Source organism: Paenibacillus koleovorans NBRC 103111, from assembly GCF_004000845.1.
GTDB classification, from domain to species: domain Bacteria; phylum Bacillota; class Bacilli; order Paenibacillales; family NBRC-103111; genus Paenibacillus_AA; species Paenibacillus_AA koleovorans.
This window is the reverse complement of the sequence record NZ_BIMA01000030.1, coordinates 32397-47703: the sequence shown is the minus strand read 5'-3', so window position 1 is coordinate 47703 and position 15307 is coordinate 32397. Positions and strand designations below refer to the sequence as shown.

General features: G+C 58.9%; 14 protein-coding genes. 13 read left to right on the top strand and 1 reads right to left on the bottom strand.

All coding sequences use genetic code 11. The features are described 5' to 3' along the window. Positions 1-72 precede the first annotated feature (72 nt). From lgt to hisIE, 10 genes are all read left to right on the top strand, one after another. A complete protein-coding gene (lgt, locus tag PKO02S_RS12475; RefSeq protein ID WP_127583198.1) occupies positions 73-1023 on the top strand; it encodes a prolipoprotein diacylglyceryl transferase in 951 nt (316 codons plus the stop codon). 18 nt (positions 1024-1041) lie between these two features. After that, positions 1042-1695 (top strand): pyrophosphatase PpaX, encoded by a 654-nt coding sequence (gene ppaX, locus PKO02S_RS12470; RefSeq protein ID WP_127583196.1) that lies wholly within the window; start codon positions 1042-1044, stop codon positions 1693-1695. Then, positions 1692-2183 carry an acyltransferase gene (locus PKO02S_RS12465; RefSeq protein WP_127583194.1) on the top strand — a complete coding sequence of 164 codons (492 nt, stop codon included), beginning with the start codon at positions 1692-1694 and terminating at the stop codon, positions 2181-2183. Before ppaX ends, PKO02S_RS12465 begins: the two co-directional genes overlap by 4 nt. A gap of 180 nt (positions 2184-2363) precedes the next feature. Further along, positions 2364-3581 (top strand): ATP phosphoribosyltransferase regulatory subunit, encoded by a 1218-nt coding sequence (locus tag PKO02S_RS12460; protein ID WP_127583192.1) that lies wholly within the window; start codon positions 2364-2366, stop codon positions 3579-3581. Positions 3582-3596: 15 nt separating this feature from the next. Further along, positions 3597-4220 carry an ATP phosphoribosyltransferase gene (gene hisG, locus PKO02S_RS12455; protein WP_127583190.1) on the top strand — a complete coding sequence of 208 codons (624 nt, stop codon included), beginning with the start codon at positions 3597-3599 and terminating at the stop codon, positions 4218-4220. Between the two features lie 95 nt (positions 4221-4315). Further along, the gene (gene hisD / locus PKO02S_RS12450) at positions 4316-5608 is read left to right on the top strand and encodes a histidinol dehydrogenase (RefSeq protein WP_127583188.1); all 1293 of its coding nucleotides are present in this window, start codon (positions 4316-4318) and stop codon (positions 5606-5608) included. Then, positions 5605-6219: an imidazoleglycerol-phosphate dehydratase HisB gene (gene hisB / locus PKO02S_RS12445; protein WP_127583186.1), complete on the top strand. Its 615-nt coding sequence runs from the start codon at positions 5605-5607 to the stop codon at positions 6217-6219. Before hisD ends, hisB begins: the two co-directional genes overlap by 4 nt. 2 nt (positions 6220-6221) lie before the next feature. Beyond that, the gene (hisH, locus tag PKO02S_RS12440; protein WP_127583184.1) at positions 6222-6845 is read left to right on the top strand and encodes an imidazole glycerol phosphate synthase subunit HisH; all 624 of its coding nucleotides are present in this window, start codon (positions 6222-6224) and stop codon (positions 6843-6845) included. A 46-nt stretch (positions 6846-6891) separates the two neighbouring features. Beyond that, positions 6892-7650, top strand: coding sequence for an imidazole glycerol phosphate synthase subunit HisF (hisF, locus tag PKO02S_RS12435; RefSeq protein ID WP_127583182.1), 759 nt, complete (start codon positions 6892-6894; stop codon positions 7648-7650). Then, positions 7647-8408, top strand: coding sequence for a bifunctional phosphoribosyl-AMP cyclohydrolase/phosphoribosyl-ATP diphosphatase HisIE (gene hisIE, locus PKO02S_RS12430; RefSeq protein WP_127583180.1), 762 nt, complete (start codon positions 7647-7649; stop codon positions 8406-8408). The genes hisF and hisIE overlap by 4 nt, the downstream gene beginning before the upstream one ends. A gap of 338 nt (positions 8409-8746) precedes the next feature. Here hisIE and PKO02S_RS12425 read toward each other — a convergent pair whose 3' ends face one another. Next, positions 8747-10354 carry a type 2 periplasmic-binding domain-containing protein gene (locus PKO02S_RS12425; protein ID WP_127583178.1) on the bottom strand — a complete coding sequence of 536 codons (1608 nt, stop codon included), beginning with the start codon at positions 10352-10354 and terminating at the stop codon, positions 8747-8749. Positions 10355-10553: 199 nt separating this feature from the next. On the opposite strand from PKO02S_RS12425, the gene PKO02S_RS12420 reads away from it, so the two are divergent. The 3 genes from PKO02S_RS12420 (at position 10554) to PKO02S_RS12410 (ending at position 15301) form a co-directional block, all read left to right on the top strand. After that, positions 10554-12815, top strand: coding sequence for a helix-turn-helix domain-containing protein (locus PKO02S_RS12420; RefSeq protein WP_127583176.1), 2262 nt, complete (start codon positions 10554-10556; stop codon positions 12813-12815). A gap of 149 nt (positions 12816-12964) precedes the next feature. Continuing rightward, the gene (locus tag PKO02S_RS12415; protein WP_164821416.1) at positions 12965-14086 is read left to right on the top strand and encodes a Gfo/Idh/MocA family protein; all 1122 of its coding nucleotides are present in this window, start codon (positions 12965-12967) and stop codon (positions 14084-14086) included. A 264-nt stretch (positions 14087-14350) separates the two neighbouring features. Next, positions 14351-15301, top strand: a complete 951-nt coding sequence (locus PKO02S_RS12410) for a ribose-phosphate diphosphokinase (RefSeq protein WP_127583172.1) — start codon at positions 14351-14353, stop codon at positions 15299-15301. The last annotated feature ends 6 nt before the right edge of the window (positions 15302-15307 follow it).

Below are 15307 nucleotides of genomic sequence, written 5' to 3'. Positions count from 1 at the left end.
CGAAGCTAGATCAGATACAGGATGTTCTAAAGGTTACGGCCGCAGATGCCGGACCAAGAAAGGAGCTAGGGCATGCACGCGTTGTTAAACCCCGTCGCTTTCTCGTTAGGGCCGATCGATGTTCATTGGTACGGAATCATTCTGGGCTCCGCCGCCTTGATCGGCTTGCTGCTCGCCGTTCAGGAGGGCAAGCGGTTCGGCATAGCGCCGGAATTTTTCATGGATCTGCTGTTGATCGGTGTGCCGTCGGCCATTATCGGAGCGCGGATTTATTATGTTGCGTTCAAGTGGGATTCGTACAAGGACAATTTATGGGAAATATTCGCCATTTGGCACGGAGGTATTGCGATATACGGTGCCCTCATCGGGGCGATCATCGGAGCGGTCATATTCGTCAGGCGACGGGGCTACAACTTCTGGCGAATCGCCGACATCGCAGCGCCTTCGCTTATCGCGGGGCAGTTGATCGGCCGCTGGGGCAACTTCGTCAATCAGGAAGCTCACGGAGGCCCGGTGGTGCAGTCGTTCCTGACGGACAAGCTGCATTTGCCGAACTTCATTGTGGACCAGATGTACATCTACGGCGAGTTCTATCACCCGACGTTCCTATACGAATCGCTTTGGAACCTGTTGGGGATTATCGTGCTGTTCGTACTGCGGAGACAATCTTTTCTGCGCGCGGGAGAGCTGTTCCTGAGCTACTTCATCTGGTACTCGATCGGCCGGTTCTATATTGAAGCGCTGCGCACGGACAGTCTGGCGATTACCGCTCCTGAGTGGTTGAGAGGGTTGATGGACGCGCTCTGGCTGCCGATGACGGCGGTGTTCGAGCAGGGGGCGATGGATTACGGCAACGTGCGGATTTCGCAGCTGCTGGCTGTGCTTCTCATCTTGACCGCCATCGTCCTGATCATCGTGCGGCGCAAGAAAGGGTTGGCGAACGAGCGGTATTCGGACCCGATCGTGTCGACCAAAAAGCAGGATCCAAAGGCGGACGTGCCGGCCAATACGGTGGAAGAGTAGCTGCGAGGAGAGACAACGATGATTAAGACTATTATTTTCGACCTGGACGGAACGATCGTCGATACGAACGAACTGATCATCCAGTCCTTCATGCATACATTGAACGGAATAACGGAGAAGACGTACGCACGGGAAGACATCATTCCCCATATGGGTTACGCGCTCACCGAGCAGATCAAATTTTTCACAGGGCTTGAGCAGATCGACGACTTGGTGGTGAAATACCGGCAGTTCAATCTGGCCAAACATGACGAGCTGGTTCGAGAGTTTCCGCATGTGCGGGAAGTGCTGGCTGCGCTTCAAGCGGGCGGCATCCGGATGGGTGTTGCGACGAACAAGATGCGGATGACGACGGAGCTGGGGCTGAAGCTGTGCGGACTGGATCCTTTTATCGATGTAATCATGACGGTAGAGGACGTGGCGCAGGGGAAACCGAATCCGGAGATGATTCTGAAGGCATTGGAGCAGCTAGGCGCCAATCCTTCCGAGACGTTGATGGTGGGCGACAGCCAGTACGACATTATAGCCGGACGCGAAGCGGGCGTTGGCACGGTAGGGGTCGCGTGGTCGTTGAAAGGCGAAGTGCATCTGCGGAAGTTTGAGCCGACGTATATGATACACGATATGCGGGAGCTGCTGGACATGGCGGGGATAAAGAGGGAGCGCGCGTGAGAAACACGGAACGGTTTCCGGTGGAGGGACCGAACGCCCTGTGGCAAATGTACAAGACCGTCAGCCGGTTCAAGGCGGTTCGCAATTTTGTGTTCATCCAGATCGCTCGTTACTGCCCGTCCTTGCCTGTGAAAAACTGGATTTACCGCCGCGTCCTCGGGATGAAGGTGGGGAATCACACATCGTTCGCCCTCATGGTGATGGTGGATGTGTTTTTTCCGGAAAAGATTCATGTGGGGGACAACTCCATTATCGGCTACAACGCCACCTTGCTGACGCATGAGTACTTGATCAAGGAGTATCGGCTCGGAGAAATCCGAATCGGTTCGCATGTGATGATCGGGGCGAATGTGACGGTGCTGCCGGGGGTCACGATCGGGGATCACGCGGTAGTGGGGGCGGGGTCAGTCGTACATAAGGATGTTGCGCCGGGCAGCTTCGTAGCGGGCAATCCGCTGCAGGTCATTCGCGAGGGACAATCGGGATAGCTGTGTGGGAACCGTCCGGGTCGGGCGGTTTTTTGCTGTAAGAGGAGACGAGTTGTAAACAGGGATGCATTGACGGTGGGCGGCTCGCATGGTAAGATAACACATATCTTTACTTTGGTAGCATGGTAGCATGTTAGCGCGATAAAGCGTTTGAATAGATTCTAATGAGGTGGAACGGTCATGTCAAAACCGAAAGCGTTCGAGAAGCCGCCGGGCGTAAAAGATTATTTGCCGGAAGCGGTAGCGAAGCTGAGACGCATCGAGTCGCGCGTCCTGGACTGCATGCAGCGATGGGGCTACAGGCAGATCATAACGCCGACGCTGGAATATTACGATACGGTGGGGGCGGCGAGCTCCACATCGGATAAGAAGCTGTTCAAGCTGCTCGACAAACGCGGGACGACGGTCGTCATGCGGTCCGATATGACCGCGCCCATCGCCCGGGTGGCGGCATCGCTGCTCAAGAACCATCCGCTGCCGCTGCGGCTGTCGTACCACTCGAACGTGTTCCGCGCGTTCGAGGACGAGGCCGGTCGGGAGGCGGAGTTTTATCAGACCGGCGTCGAGCTGATCGGCGATCCTTCCGCCGAGGCGGATGCCGAAGTGGTGGCGTTGGCGATCGCCTGCCTGAAGGCGGCCGGCGTGAAGCAGTTCAAGATCGCGCTCGGCCATGTCGGCTTCTTGAACGGCTTGCTGCAAGAAGCGCTCAGCGACCGGACGGAGGAGCAGGAGGCGCTGAAGGAGCGGCTGCTCCAGCGCGATCATGTCGGCTATCGGGCACAGCTTAGGCGGTTGCAGCTGGAGGACGATGTGCGCGCCGAACTAGAGGGTGTGCTGCGGCTGCGCGGAGGGCAAGAGATTTGCGATCAGGCCAACCGGATGACGAACGATCGGACGGCGCAGGACGCCGTCCAACATCTGTGCCAGGTATGGGACGTGCTGAAGGCGTACGGCGTGAGCGAGCATGTGCTGATCGACTTGACGATGATCGGCGATTTCTCTTATTACACGGGGATGACGTTTGAAGGCTACTCCACGGATCTCGGCTTCCCGGTGTGCAACGGCGGTCGCTATGATAACCTGCTGCAGCAGTTCCAGCGACCGGCTCCGGCGACCGGATTCGCACTGAAGACGAACCGGATCATGGAAGTGACCGGCGGCGATCAGGCTGATGCGCCTTATCGGATCCTGATCCGCTATGCGCCGGAGCAGCTGCAGGAGGCGCTCCAGTGCGCGCAGGAGATGCGGGCGCGCGAAGGCGTGATGGTGGAGACGCTGCGGTATGTGACGGCGGCGGATGCAGCTGCGGCGGCGGAAGAGCGCGTGATTGCGGAGGCTGACGGGCGGTACTCGTACCGGGGCATCCGCTATGATGACGTGATCGATTTTATGGAATAGGAGGGGCGGCGCCTCATGGCAGATTTATTGAAGGTGGCGGTCCCCAAGGGACGGATCGTCAAACATATTAGCCGGCTGTTCCATCAAGCGGGCATTCCGATCCCCGAGGATCTGGACGAGACGCGCAAGTTTATTATTCCGGCTCATGACCTGGGCCTGGAATTCATCATAGCGAAGCCGGCCGACGTGCCGACTTATGTGGAATACGGCGTGGCGGACATCGGCGTCGTCGGCAAGGACGTGCTGATGGAGGAGAACCGCAACGTGTATGAGCTCCTGGATCTGGGCATCGCCAAGTGCCGGTTCTCGGTCATCGGGCTGCCGGATTGGGAGCCGGTGCTGAATCCGAGAGTGGCGAGCAAGTTCCCGAACGTGGCTTCGCAATACTTTCGCGAGAACGGGCAGCAGGTGGAAGTGATCAAGCTGAACGGCAACGTCGAGCTGGCGCCGCTCATCGGGCTGGCCGACCGGATCGTCGATCTCGTCGAGACGGGCAATACGATTCGCGAGAACGGGCTGGTCGAGATGGAGAAGATCGCGGACATTACGAGCCGGCTGATCGCCAATCGGGTAAGCTACCGGATGAAGAACGAAGCGATTCAACAGCTGTGCGATCGGTTGCAGCAAGTGCTGGCTTGATCGATGGAGCATAACCGGCTGTGCATAGAGGATAGAGCATAACAGATAGAGCATAACGGATAGAACATAGCGGATAGAGAGACGGAGGGATGGCCATGCGGATCATGGCGGCCAAGGCGTTCGCCTTGGAGCGGAAAGTGGAATATGGCACGCCCGAGCAGAATGAGACGGTGCGCGAGATACTGGCGGCGGTGCAAGCCGAGGGCGATGCTGCCGTCGCCCGGTTCTCGGAGCGGCTTGACCGCGTGCGTGTCGAGCCTTCCGAGCTCCGCGTCACGGAAGCGGAGATTCAGGAAGCATACAGCCGTGTAGACGAGTCGTTCGTCACGGCGCTCCGGCAGGCGGCGGTCAACATCCGCCGCTTCCACGAGAAGCAGGCGCGGCAGTCGTGGATGGACCTCCAACCCGACGGCAGCATGCTCGGGCAGATCATCCGGCCGCTGCAGCGCGTCGGGTTGTACGTGCCGGGCGGCAAGGCGGCGTATCCGTCGACGGTGCTCATGAACGCGATCCCGGCGCAGGTGGCCGGCGTGCCGGAGATCGTCATGGTGACGCCGCCGGCGACGAACGGCCAAGCGGGCATCGACCCGTACATTCTCGTGGCGGCGGCCGAGGCCGGCGTGCGCGAGATTTACCGGGTCGGGGGCGCGCAGGCCGTAGGCGCACTCGCCTACGGCACCGCCAGCATTCGCCCGGTCGACAAGATCGTCGGCCCGGGCAACATCTACGTCGCGTTGGCGAAGCGCGAGGTGTACGGAGTCGTCGCGATCGACTCGATCGCCGGGCCGAGCGAGATCGTCGTGCTCGCGGACGAGAGCGCCGATCCGGCGTACGTCGCCGCCGACCTGCTGTCGCAGGCGGAGCACGACGAGATGGCGTCGGCGATCTGCGTCACGACGTCGGCGGAGGTCGCCGAAGCGGTGCGCGTCGAGACCGAGCGCCAGCTCGCAGCCCTGCCGCGGCGCGACATCGCCGCCGCCTCGATCCGCGACCGCGGGGCGATCCTGCTCGCGGACAGCCTGGACGAGGCGCTCGACACGGTGAACCGGCTGGCGCCGGAGCACCTCGAGCTGCTCGTCGCCGAGCCGTTCGGCCTGCTCGGCCGCATCGAGACCGCGGGCGCCATCTTCCTCGGCGCCTACAGCTCGGAGCCCGTCGGCGACTACTTCGCCGGCCCGAACCACGTGCTGCCGACGAACGGCACCGCCCGGTTCTCGTCGCCGCTCAATGTCGACGACTTCACGAAGAAATCAAGCCTCATCTCATACAGCCGCGAGGCGTTGTTGGCTAATGGCGAGGCGATCATCACCCTCGCCAAACACGAAGGATTTGAAGCCCACGCCCGGGCGATCCAAATTCGCCTGGAAAAGGAAGGGAACCGACCATGAGTGAAACGAATCGCGAATCCCGCGCGCCGCGTCAAGGCGGAATCGACCGCAAGACGAACGAAACGAACATCAAGCTGCAATTCAATGTTGACGGGACGGGCATATCGGAGCTCTCCACAGACGTGCCGTTCCTGAACCATATGCTCGACCTGTTCACGAAGCACGGTCAATTCGACCTGAAGGTCGACGCGGAGGGCGACATCGACATCGACGACCACCACACGACCGAGGACATCGGCATCTGCCTAGGCCACGCGCTTAAGGAAGCGCTCGGTGACAAACGCGGCATCAAGCGCTACGCCAACGTTTTCATACCGATGGACGAAGCGCTGGCTCAAGTGGTGATCGACATCAGCAACCGGCCGCATTTCGAGTGCCGGGCGCAGTTCCCGTCGGCTCAAGTCGGCAGCTTCACGACCGAGCTCGTGCAGGAGTTCCTGTGGAAGTTCGCGCTCGAAGCCCGTATCACCTTGCACGTCATCGTCCATTATGGGCAGAATACGCACCATATGGTGGAAGCGATCTTCAAGGCGCTCGGCCGCGCGCTTGACGAGGCAACCACGATCGACCCTCGCGTCCAAGGGGTGCCTTCCACGAAGGGAGTGCTCTAATCGTGATCGCCATTATCGATTACGGCATGGGCAACCTGCATAGCGTCAGCAAGGCGGTCGAGCGGCTCGGCGTCACGAACGCTATCGTGACGTCCGACGAGAACGAGCTGCTACAGGCGGACGGAGCGATCCTGCCGGGCGTCGGCGCCTTCGGCGATGCGATGCACAATCTGCGGGAGACGGGACTCGGCGACGCCGTCCGCTACTACGCACAGTCCGGCAAGCCGCTGCTCGGCATCTGCCTCGGCATGCAGCTGCTGTTCTCCGAGAGCGAGGAGTATGGCCGCAACGAAGGGCTGAACCTGCTGCCCGGCCGAGTGGAACGGTTCCGCGGCGACTACAAGGTGCCGCATATGGGCTGGAACAAGCTCGAATTCCGCCAACCGAATCATCCGTTGTTCGAAGGGCTGGAAGAGGGCCATGTGTATTTCGTCCACTCGTACCATGCGAAGCCGGAGCAGCCTGCGGATCTGCTGGCCGTGACGGACTATTATCAGCCGGTGACGGCGATCGTCGGGCGCGGCAACGTGTTCGGCATGCAGTTCCATCCGGAGAAAAGCGGTCCGCTCGGCATGCAGCTGCTCAATCAATTTCTTAAGCTGGTGGACAATCGAGTGGCGCTATAAAGACGAACGGTCGGGGAAAACCGGACGGCGATGGGGAGAGATAACTATGTTGGCCAAACGAGTCATACCTTGCTTGGACGTGAAGGACGGCCGGGTGGTGAAAGGCGTCAACTTCGTGAACCTGCGCGATGCGGGCGATCCGGTGGAGCTGGCGGCGACCTATGACGGGGAAGGCGCGGATGAGCTGGTGTTCCTGGACATCTCCGCTTCCTTCGAGGGACGGGCGACGATGGTCGAGGTTGTGAGAAAAACGGCGGGCGAAATTACGATTCCGTTCACAGTCGGCGGCGGGATTGCGAGTGTGGACGATATGAAGCGGCTACTTCGCGCCGGAGCGGATAAGATCGGCATCAATACGGCGGCGGTTAAGAACCCTCGGCTCGTAGCGGATGGCGCATCGAAGTTCGGCTCGCAGTGCATTGTCGTCGCGATCGACGCTAGATTCAACCCATCGTGGGGCGAATGGGAAGTGTACACGCACGGGGGCCGCAACGCTACGGGCATCAAGGCGCTGGATTGGGTGAGCGAGGTCGAGCGGCTCGGCGCAGGGGAGCTGCTGCTCACCAGCATGGACGCCGACGGGACGAAGGACGGTTTCGACCTGCCGCTAACGCGTGCGGTGTCGGAGCGGGTTCGTATTCCGGTTATCGCCTCGGGCGGCGCCGGCAAAGTGTCCGACTTCTATGACGTCTTCGCCGAAGGCAAGGCGGATGCGGGGCTGGCGGCTACGATTTTCCACTACAAAGAAATGACGATAGACGATGTGAAAGCCGATTTGAGACGGAAAGGGGTTGAGGTTCGATGATAGCGGAAAGAGATACGAACTGGCGTTCCGCCATTAAATGGGACGGGAACGGCCTCGTACCGACCGTGGTACAGGATGCGGTCAGCAAGGAAGTGCTGATGCTCGCGTATATGAACGAAGATTCGCTTGGACGGACGATCGAGACGGGGCAAACCTGGTTCTGGAGCCGCTCGCGGGGTGAGCTGTGGAACAAAGGAGCAACCTCGGGCCATATCCAGAAGGTGAAGTCGGTCCGTTACGATTGCGACGGCGATACTCTGCTCGTACTGGTTGATCAAGTGGGACCGGCTTGCCATACGGGCAAATACAGCTGCTTCTCGGCGGAAATCGCCGGTACCGGCCAAGCTGTTGCGGTATCCGCCTCACCTGCAGAAGCATCGGCCGCTGCGCCAACCGGCTTCATTACCCTCGGTTCGCCTGACGTAGACGTATGCGCGGTTCCGGGCCAACCGGGTCGCTTCGACATCCTGTCCAAGCTGGAGTCCGTCATTGCCCAGCGCGATGCGGAACGTCCGGAAGGCGCGTACACGACGTACCTGTTCGAGAAAGGTGTCGACAAAATTTTGAAGAAGGTCGGCGAAGAAGCCGCGGAAGTGATCATCGCCGCCAAAAACCGCGACAACGATGAACTGCGTTACGAAGCGAGCGACCTCATCTTCCACCTGCTCGTGTTGCTGCGCGAGCAGCGGCTATCGCTAGACGACATTATGGCCGAGCTGGACCGTCGTCATGTGAGCAAGAGCAAGTCGAAAGAGTAATAGCTTCCTAAATAGTGACCCACGAAAAACCACCCCAAACCCTAATCAGGGCTTGGGGTGGTTTTCTATCGCATCTGCACCGACAAACCTCTGCCATAGTTCAAGCTCTGGTCTGTCGATAGGAAACGGTCAATGCCCGGGTCCTGGGCCGCAACTAGCTAAAGGAGCAGTCCGACGGTAAGCAGCAGGCAGAGAACGAACACTGTGAAGCGCTTGCATTTCATTACATCGAGCCTCCTACGGATTGGTGTAAATGGGATATGTATATGAAAAGCACCCTTGACCTTCTTCATCAAGATGGAGGAGTCAAGGGTGCTTATTGGTGCTGCTATGAGATGTTATTTCGCCAATCCTGCCGCTTTGATCTGCTCCGCATACGCGTCGAAGAGCGCTTTCCCGTTGTACTTGGTTATGAGCTCTTCGCGGTAGGCCGGCCAGTTTTTGCCCGATTTATCCTCGAAGATCGCTTTCGCTTGCAGCTCGCGCTGACGCTTGCGGAAGGTGGCCAAGTCGAACCCGGTCGGAGCAATCAAGCTCGTGCCCAGGTAAGGGGCGGACGGAATGCTGTTGATCGTCTTCTCGATCGAGCGGTCCCGGTCGGTCTGCTTCGGATCGACGATCGTGAGTCCGAATACGTTAGGCGTAGCCGGGGTGAAGAAGTCCCAGATGGACAGCCAGTCGCCCTTGCTCGTGATGTCGGCGGTGATGGCTTCCGGCTTGAGCGTCAGCGTAGACCCGCTGCGCGTATAATGTTTGTTTTCCTGCCCATAGTGCGTCAGGATGTAGCCTTCTTCACTCGAGAGCCAGTCCAGAATTTCCACCGACCGCGCCACTTTCTCAGGCGATTTCTCCGCTACCGTCTTGTAGAACAAGAACGGAGAGCCCGGGGCGATGCCCGATTGGATCGGGTGGCTGCCGAATGGAGTGAATGGAACCCAGTTCGCATTCGGGAACAACGCTTTGGTTTTCGTCTGGATGCTCTGCGGATTGGAGTCGTAAGCGAAATCTTTTGTCGCGCCTTGCACGACCCCGACCTTGCCTTGAGCGGCCTTGTCGGTATGCTGAGGGGCTTTGTTCAGGAACCAGTCCGGATCGACGACGCCTTCCGCGATAACCTTGGCTATATCGGTCAACACTTGCTCCACTCGAGCATCGGTCTGCATGTCGATAAATTTCCCGTTTTCCAGGAAGGTTGCGAAAATCAACCCGTTTTTCCAATATTCCGGCCATTCAAGCCCGATCCCGTCGCCGCCGGCCGCCGTCGTGAAGCCGTATGTGTCTTTTTTACCGTTGCCGTCAGGGTCGTTGTTCGTAAAGGCGCGCAAAACGTTCAAATACTCGTCATATGTTTTCGGAACGGACAGTCCAAGCTTGTCGAGCCAGTCCTTGCGGATGTACCAGGCGCGATACAGTTCTTTGCTGTAAGGGATCGGGGCGCGAACCGTCTTGCCTTGAATTTGATAACCGGCGAATGTCTTCTCATCGACCCAATATTTGAAATAGTTCGGCATCGTCTGAGGCGTTACGAATTTACTAATGTCGGCCAAGACGCCGTCAAGCGCATACTTTTGCCCGCCATCCCCGTTCGCGTCTCTCCACATATCCGGCGGATCGTTCGCGGTGAGCTGGGCGTTCACTTTGTTGATGTAGTCTTGCCCGAGCACCATGTAGTCGACGGTCAGCTTCACATTGAACTTCTCTTCGATTGTTTTCTTCACAAAATCGTCCTGTGCGCCAGGCAACTGCGAGCTCGCCGGTCCGTCGATAAACCATTTCAACTCCAGCTTCTCTTTCTGCGCCGGCTTGGCGGATGCCCCTGCTGACGGAGAGACGCTTGGACTGGCACTGCCGGATCCTTCGTTTGACCCGCATGCGCTGAGGACCGTTACGGCTAATGCCAGCGAAGTCCATACTTTCCATTTCGAGCGATTCGTCGTTGGATACATTCTTGATTCCCCCTGTATAAAGTTTGAAGTGCTCAGTGGCCATCTGGCTGTGTGCTTATCGTAAGGGAGGAGGAAGAGAGTTGCCTATAGCTCGTTTTTGCGGGATTCCGTATTTTTGAAAGCGCTATATTGGTCTTGACGCAACCTGGCGGACGCTTGATAATAAGTTCAAGTCTGATTGAGGAGGGACGAAGACGACATGAGAAGGAACTGGTTCTACCGAATGCTGTTTTCTTACATGCCTGTTTTTCTGGCCGTCTGTCTGACTTTGCTATTCATCCTGTTTCTTACTGTTCGACAGCTGTCCGAACGATCCTCCCTGCAATCGGGAGAGACGGTGGCCCAGAATGCCGCACGAAACCTGGATCAATCCCTCCTTGACATCGAGAACGGCATGTTCCAGCTCATTCAGAGCGATGCTCGCATAGCCGGTTATTATAATGGGCCTGATGATTTTTTCCAAGCAAGCGCTTACCAGGCGGCCACTGCGCTGACCGGCTTGCAAACCCGATTTCCGCTGATCCACTCGCTCTATCTGGTTAAGCCCGGGGAGAGGAAGGTGCTTGAGGCAACCTCGATTGTGGAGCTGGACCGCTATAAAGACCTGGCTTATATTGAAGCGAAAAGAAAAGAAGAGAAACGGTTCGTCTGGGGCGATCGCCGTACGATTGCAGCACCGGGCGCGTCCGAATCCGAGACGATCGATGTGATCTCGCTGGCCCGCTTGTCCGACCTGCGGACATCCGGCTTGCTTGTCGTTCAAGTGAGTACCGCTTCCTTGCAGAGGATGCTGGGTCAGACGGTGAATCCGAGCTCCGGTTATTTGAGGGTAGTGGATGCACAGGGAATTGAGATCAGCTCCACGCTTCTCCCGGGAATGTATGGCAAGGAGACGAAGAAGCTGGCTGCCGTGCCGATGAGCTACACAGAGTGGACCATAGAAAGCGGTGTGCTGCAGCCAGGATTGCTGAGCTGGGCGGAACCGGTGCTGTATTTGGCGATCTCGATCGGCGGCGGGTGCATCCTGCTCGGACTGGTATGGATGGTGTTCGCGACCCGCAGGCACTACCGGCCCGTGCAGCGGCTCGTTCAGCAGATCGGGTCGCTGGCTTTGAAGAAGTCCGGCGGCGACGATGCTCCCACCGGCGACGACGCTCCCGCCGGCGGCAAGCGCGATGAATTCCATGCGATCGGCAAGGCGCTGGATCAGCTGTGGAGCCATTCCCACCAATTGGAGCAAGAAAACGAGCGCAATCTGAAGTTCAAGCGGGAGCATCATTTCCGCCGGCTGGCGGAAGGGCGCTTCGAGCGGTCCTCTTTCTATGGTGTCCTGGAAGAGGAGCTGTTCGAGCTGCGGCTCGATAGCGGACGTCCGACGGCCGTGCTGGTTGAATTGGATCAGTACGAAGCCCGCTGGGTCGGCGGTTATAGCGACGCTGACCTCCAGGCAATGAAGGAGCGACTGCAGGCGGAATGGGACCGGTGTATGCTTGATCATGGTTTGTCGGCTTCGTCCGAATGGTTGTCCGACAGCTGGCTTGGCGCTATTGTCATTCAGCAGGATGGCCGCGACGGGGAAGAGCAGCTTATGCTCGTGATGGAGCAAGCGCGTCGCCGCTTGGCAGGCGAGCTGCCGTTGACTGTCACCATAGCTGTAGGTACGGCAGTCGAACGGATCGAGGCGATCTCGGTTTCGTTCCAGACCGCGCGTCAGGCGCTTTCCTATAAAGTGTCTCTTGGATTGAACCGAATTATTACGGAGCGGGACCTCCCGGTTATCGAGCAGCCGAATACGGTAAGGGAGCTGCAGCGGATTGAGGAGATCAGCCGATCTTTGCGGCTCGGTGAGATTTGGGAGGACGATCTCGGCCGTTTGTTTGCCGCGCTGCAGGCCGGCTCGTTCAACGGCGAGCAGGTGCGCAGCCTGCTGTCCGTCCTGCTGTTCCACATCCAGCACAAGATGGCTGATCTGCCGCAGGAGCTGGAGCCGGTTTGGCTCAGCGAGAGCGTTCGGTTGGAGCAGGCTCTGAATCAAGGGGAGACGTTGACCGACATCGGCGAAAGGCTCTGCGAGTCGCTGCAGGTCGTGTCGGAGCGCATTCGCGGGTGGAGAGAATCGAAGTCCAACCGCGCCATCCTGCAGGATGTGAAGAAGTTTATAGACGAGCATTTCGCGAATCCGAATTTGTCCCAGGCTCTGTTAGCCGATGCGTTCCGACTTCACCCGAGCTCGATCAGCCGGTTGTTCAAGGAAGAATATGGAATTAAGTTCGTCGACTATGTCAACGGCGTACGCGTCGAGCAGGCTTCGAGGCTGATGAAGGAAACCGGTGCGACGGTGCAGGATGTGGCCGAGCGGGTAGGGTTTATGCAGAGCAAAACATTTATCAGCGCGTTCAAGAAAGTGACGGGCTATACGCCGGGCAATTACCAGAAAGGCCGGACGGGGACGGAAGAGTAGGAAGCAAGCAAGGGATGGCGAGTACTGGAAGGAGAACGGAAGAATAGAGGCATGCGGGAGAAAGGGTACAGGTGCGCGTGCGGGTACTGCGGGTAAGACGGGTACGGAGGATGCGGATATCAGAGTGGCGAGGAAAGGCTGCGATCAGGATGAGCGGTACGGATAGGATGAACGGTGGGAGCGGCGAGAAACGGGCGGTTTCCGTAGGGATAGTCGGCTGCGGCGTGATGGGGCGGGTTTACTTGAAAGCGGCGGCTTCACTGAAAGAGGACTTGGTCGTGCACGCGGTGGCCGACTTGAATCGGGAGGCGGCACAGGCAGCGGTCGAACAGTTTGGGGTACCCGCAAGCTACGGCTCCGCAGAGGAGATGGTGGCGGACGAGAACGTGGATGCGGTAGTGTTCGCGGTGCCGCCGTCTGCTTTTAAGACTGAGCTGGCGCTTCGGGCGATGGCGCTGGGCAAACATGTGCTGCTCGAGAAGCCGGTTGCGCTGACGCTGGCGGAAGCGGAGAAGCTGGTTGGCGCTGCGCACGCTTCCGGGGTTGTGGCGGCCGGCTGCTCGTCGCGCTTGCGGTTTATGGAGTCTGCCGCGGCTGTGAAGCGCGTGCTGGACGCCGGCACGCTGGGGCGGCTGCGCTCCGTCTCGGTTCGCTGGCTGTTGCCGGCCAAACCGAAGCCCGAACCCGGCAAGCTGCCGCCGCCTTGGCGGTTGAACCCCGCGCTGAACGGCGGCGGGAGTTTGACGAACCTGGGCACGTATATATTGGACTACGGGTTCGGGATGATGGACGGCTGGGGGCTGCGTCCCCGGTCGATTGCCGGCCACGCTTGGGGACTCAGCGGGCTGTTCGCCGATCATGTGGTGTCTGGTTCCGTCGGGGAGACCTACAGCACGGCCCATATACGATTCCGCGAGGCGGATGCGCCGGTGTTCCTGCTCGAGCAGGGCGAATATCTGGTAGGTCCGCAAGAGGCGGCTTGGCGGTTCATCGGGGAGCACGGCGGGTTGGTCGCCCCGATCGTGCCGGGTCCGCAAAATTCAGTCATCCTGTACCAGTATGGGGATGAAGGTGGCGTAGAGCCATCCGTCCTGTGGTCCGGCGCCGAGACGTTCGAGCAGCTGCAGGTGCGGCTGCTGGCAGACTTCGCCGGCGCGATCCGCGAGAGGCGGGCGCCGCGCACGACGCTGCAGCAGGCGCTTGAGCTGCAGCGGCTGATCGACGCGGTGTACCGCTCTTCGGCTAGCGGCGAACCGGTCGCGCTCGGCTAGTGTTGGCCGGCGTCGCCTCCATAACAAGCCCCGACTATGTCGTACGATTGCGACGGTCGAGGGCTTTTTTCATTGGTTTGCCGGCTGACTGGGCAATATTATGGAAGTGTGCCGTATAACCTTCGTTGAATGTTACAAAAATTCGACATCGTGATCGTTTCCTTTTGAAAATGATTGTCGAACCGTTATAATGAAACTGAACATTCAAGAAGCTGCAATTCATTGGCGGGGCCGGCGTTTCCCGCACAACTCTAGGGGGTTACCATGTACACGGACAATTGTAAAATTTTTAGCGGATCGTCCAATCCGAAACTTGCGGAGGCCATCTGTACCGAGCTGGGCGTACCTCTCGGCAAGATCAAGCTGTCGCGCTTCAAGAGCGGGGAAATTTACTGCCACTATGAAGAAACGATCCGCAATTGCGACGTGTTCCTGGTGCAGACATTCAACCATCCGGTCAATGACCACATGATGGAGCTGCTGATTATGATGGACGCCGCCCGGCGGGCATCGGCACGGACGATCAACTTGGTCGTGCCTTATTACGGTTACTCCCGACAAGAACGCAAAGCCGCTCCGCGAGAGCCGATCTCGGCCAAGCTGGTGGCGGACCTCCTCACAACCGCAGGGGCGACCCGCATCTTGACCGTGGACCTGCACGCGCCGGCCATCCAGGGCTTCTTCAACATACCGATGGACCATCTCACTGCAACGGATATGATCAGCGACTACATCCGCAGCAAGAACATCCCGAATTTGGTCGTCGTATCGCCGGATGCAGGGCGCGCTACGACAGCGGAGAATCTCGCCAACATCCTGAACGCGCCGTTCGCGATCATGATCAAGAAGCGTTACGCGCACAACGAAGCGACGATCACCCACGTCATCGGCGACGTCGAAGGCCGCACCCCGGTCATCATCGAGGACTTGATCGACACCGGCGGCACAATCGTCAAGGTTGTCGAAGGATTAAAGGAACGCGGAGCGGGAGATGCTTATGTAGCGGCGACCCACCCGGTCTTCACGGATCCGGCCATCAAGCGGCTCGACCACCCGAACATCCGCGAGGTCATCATCACCGATTCGATCGCGCTGCCGGATCACGCTCCGTCGCGGTTCAAGGTGCTGTCGCTCGCCCATCTGTTCTCCGATGCGATCCGCATCATCATACAAGGCGGCTCGATCAGCACGTTGTTCAAGTACGGCGGCGTCTAGGAGGCT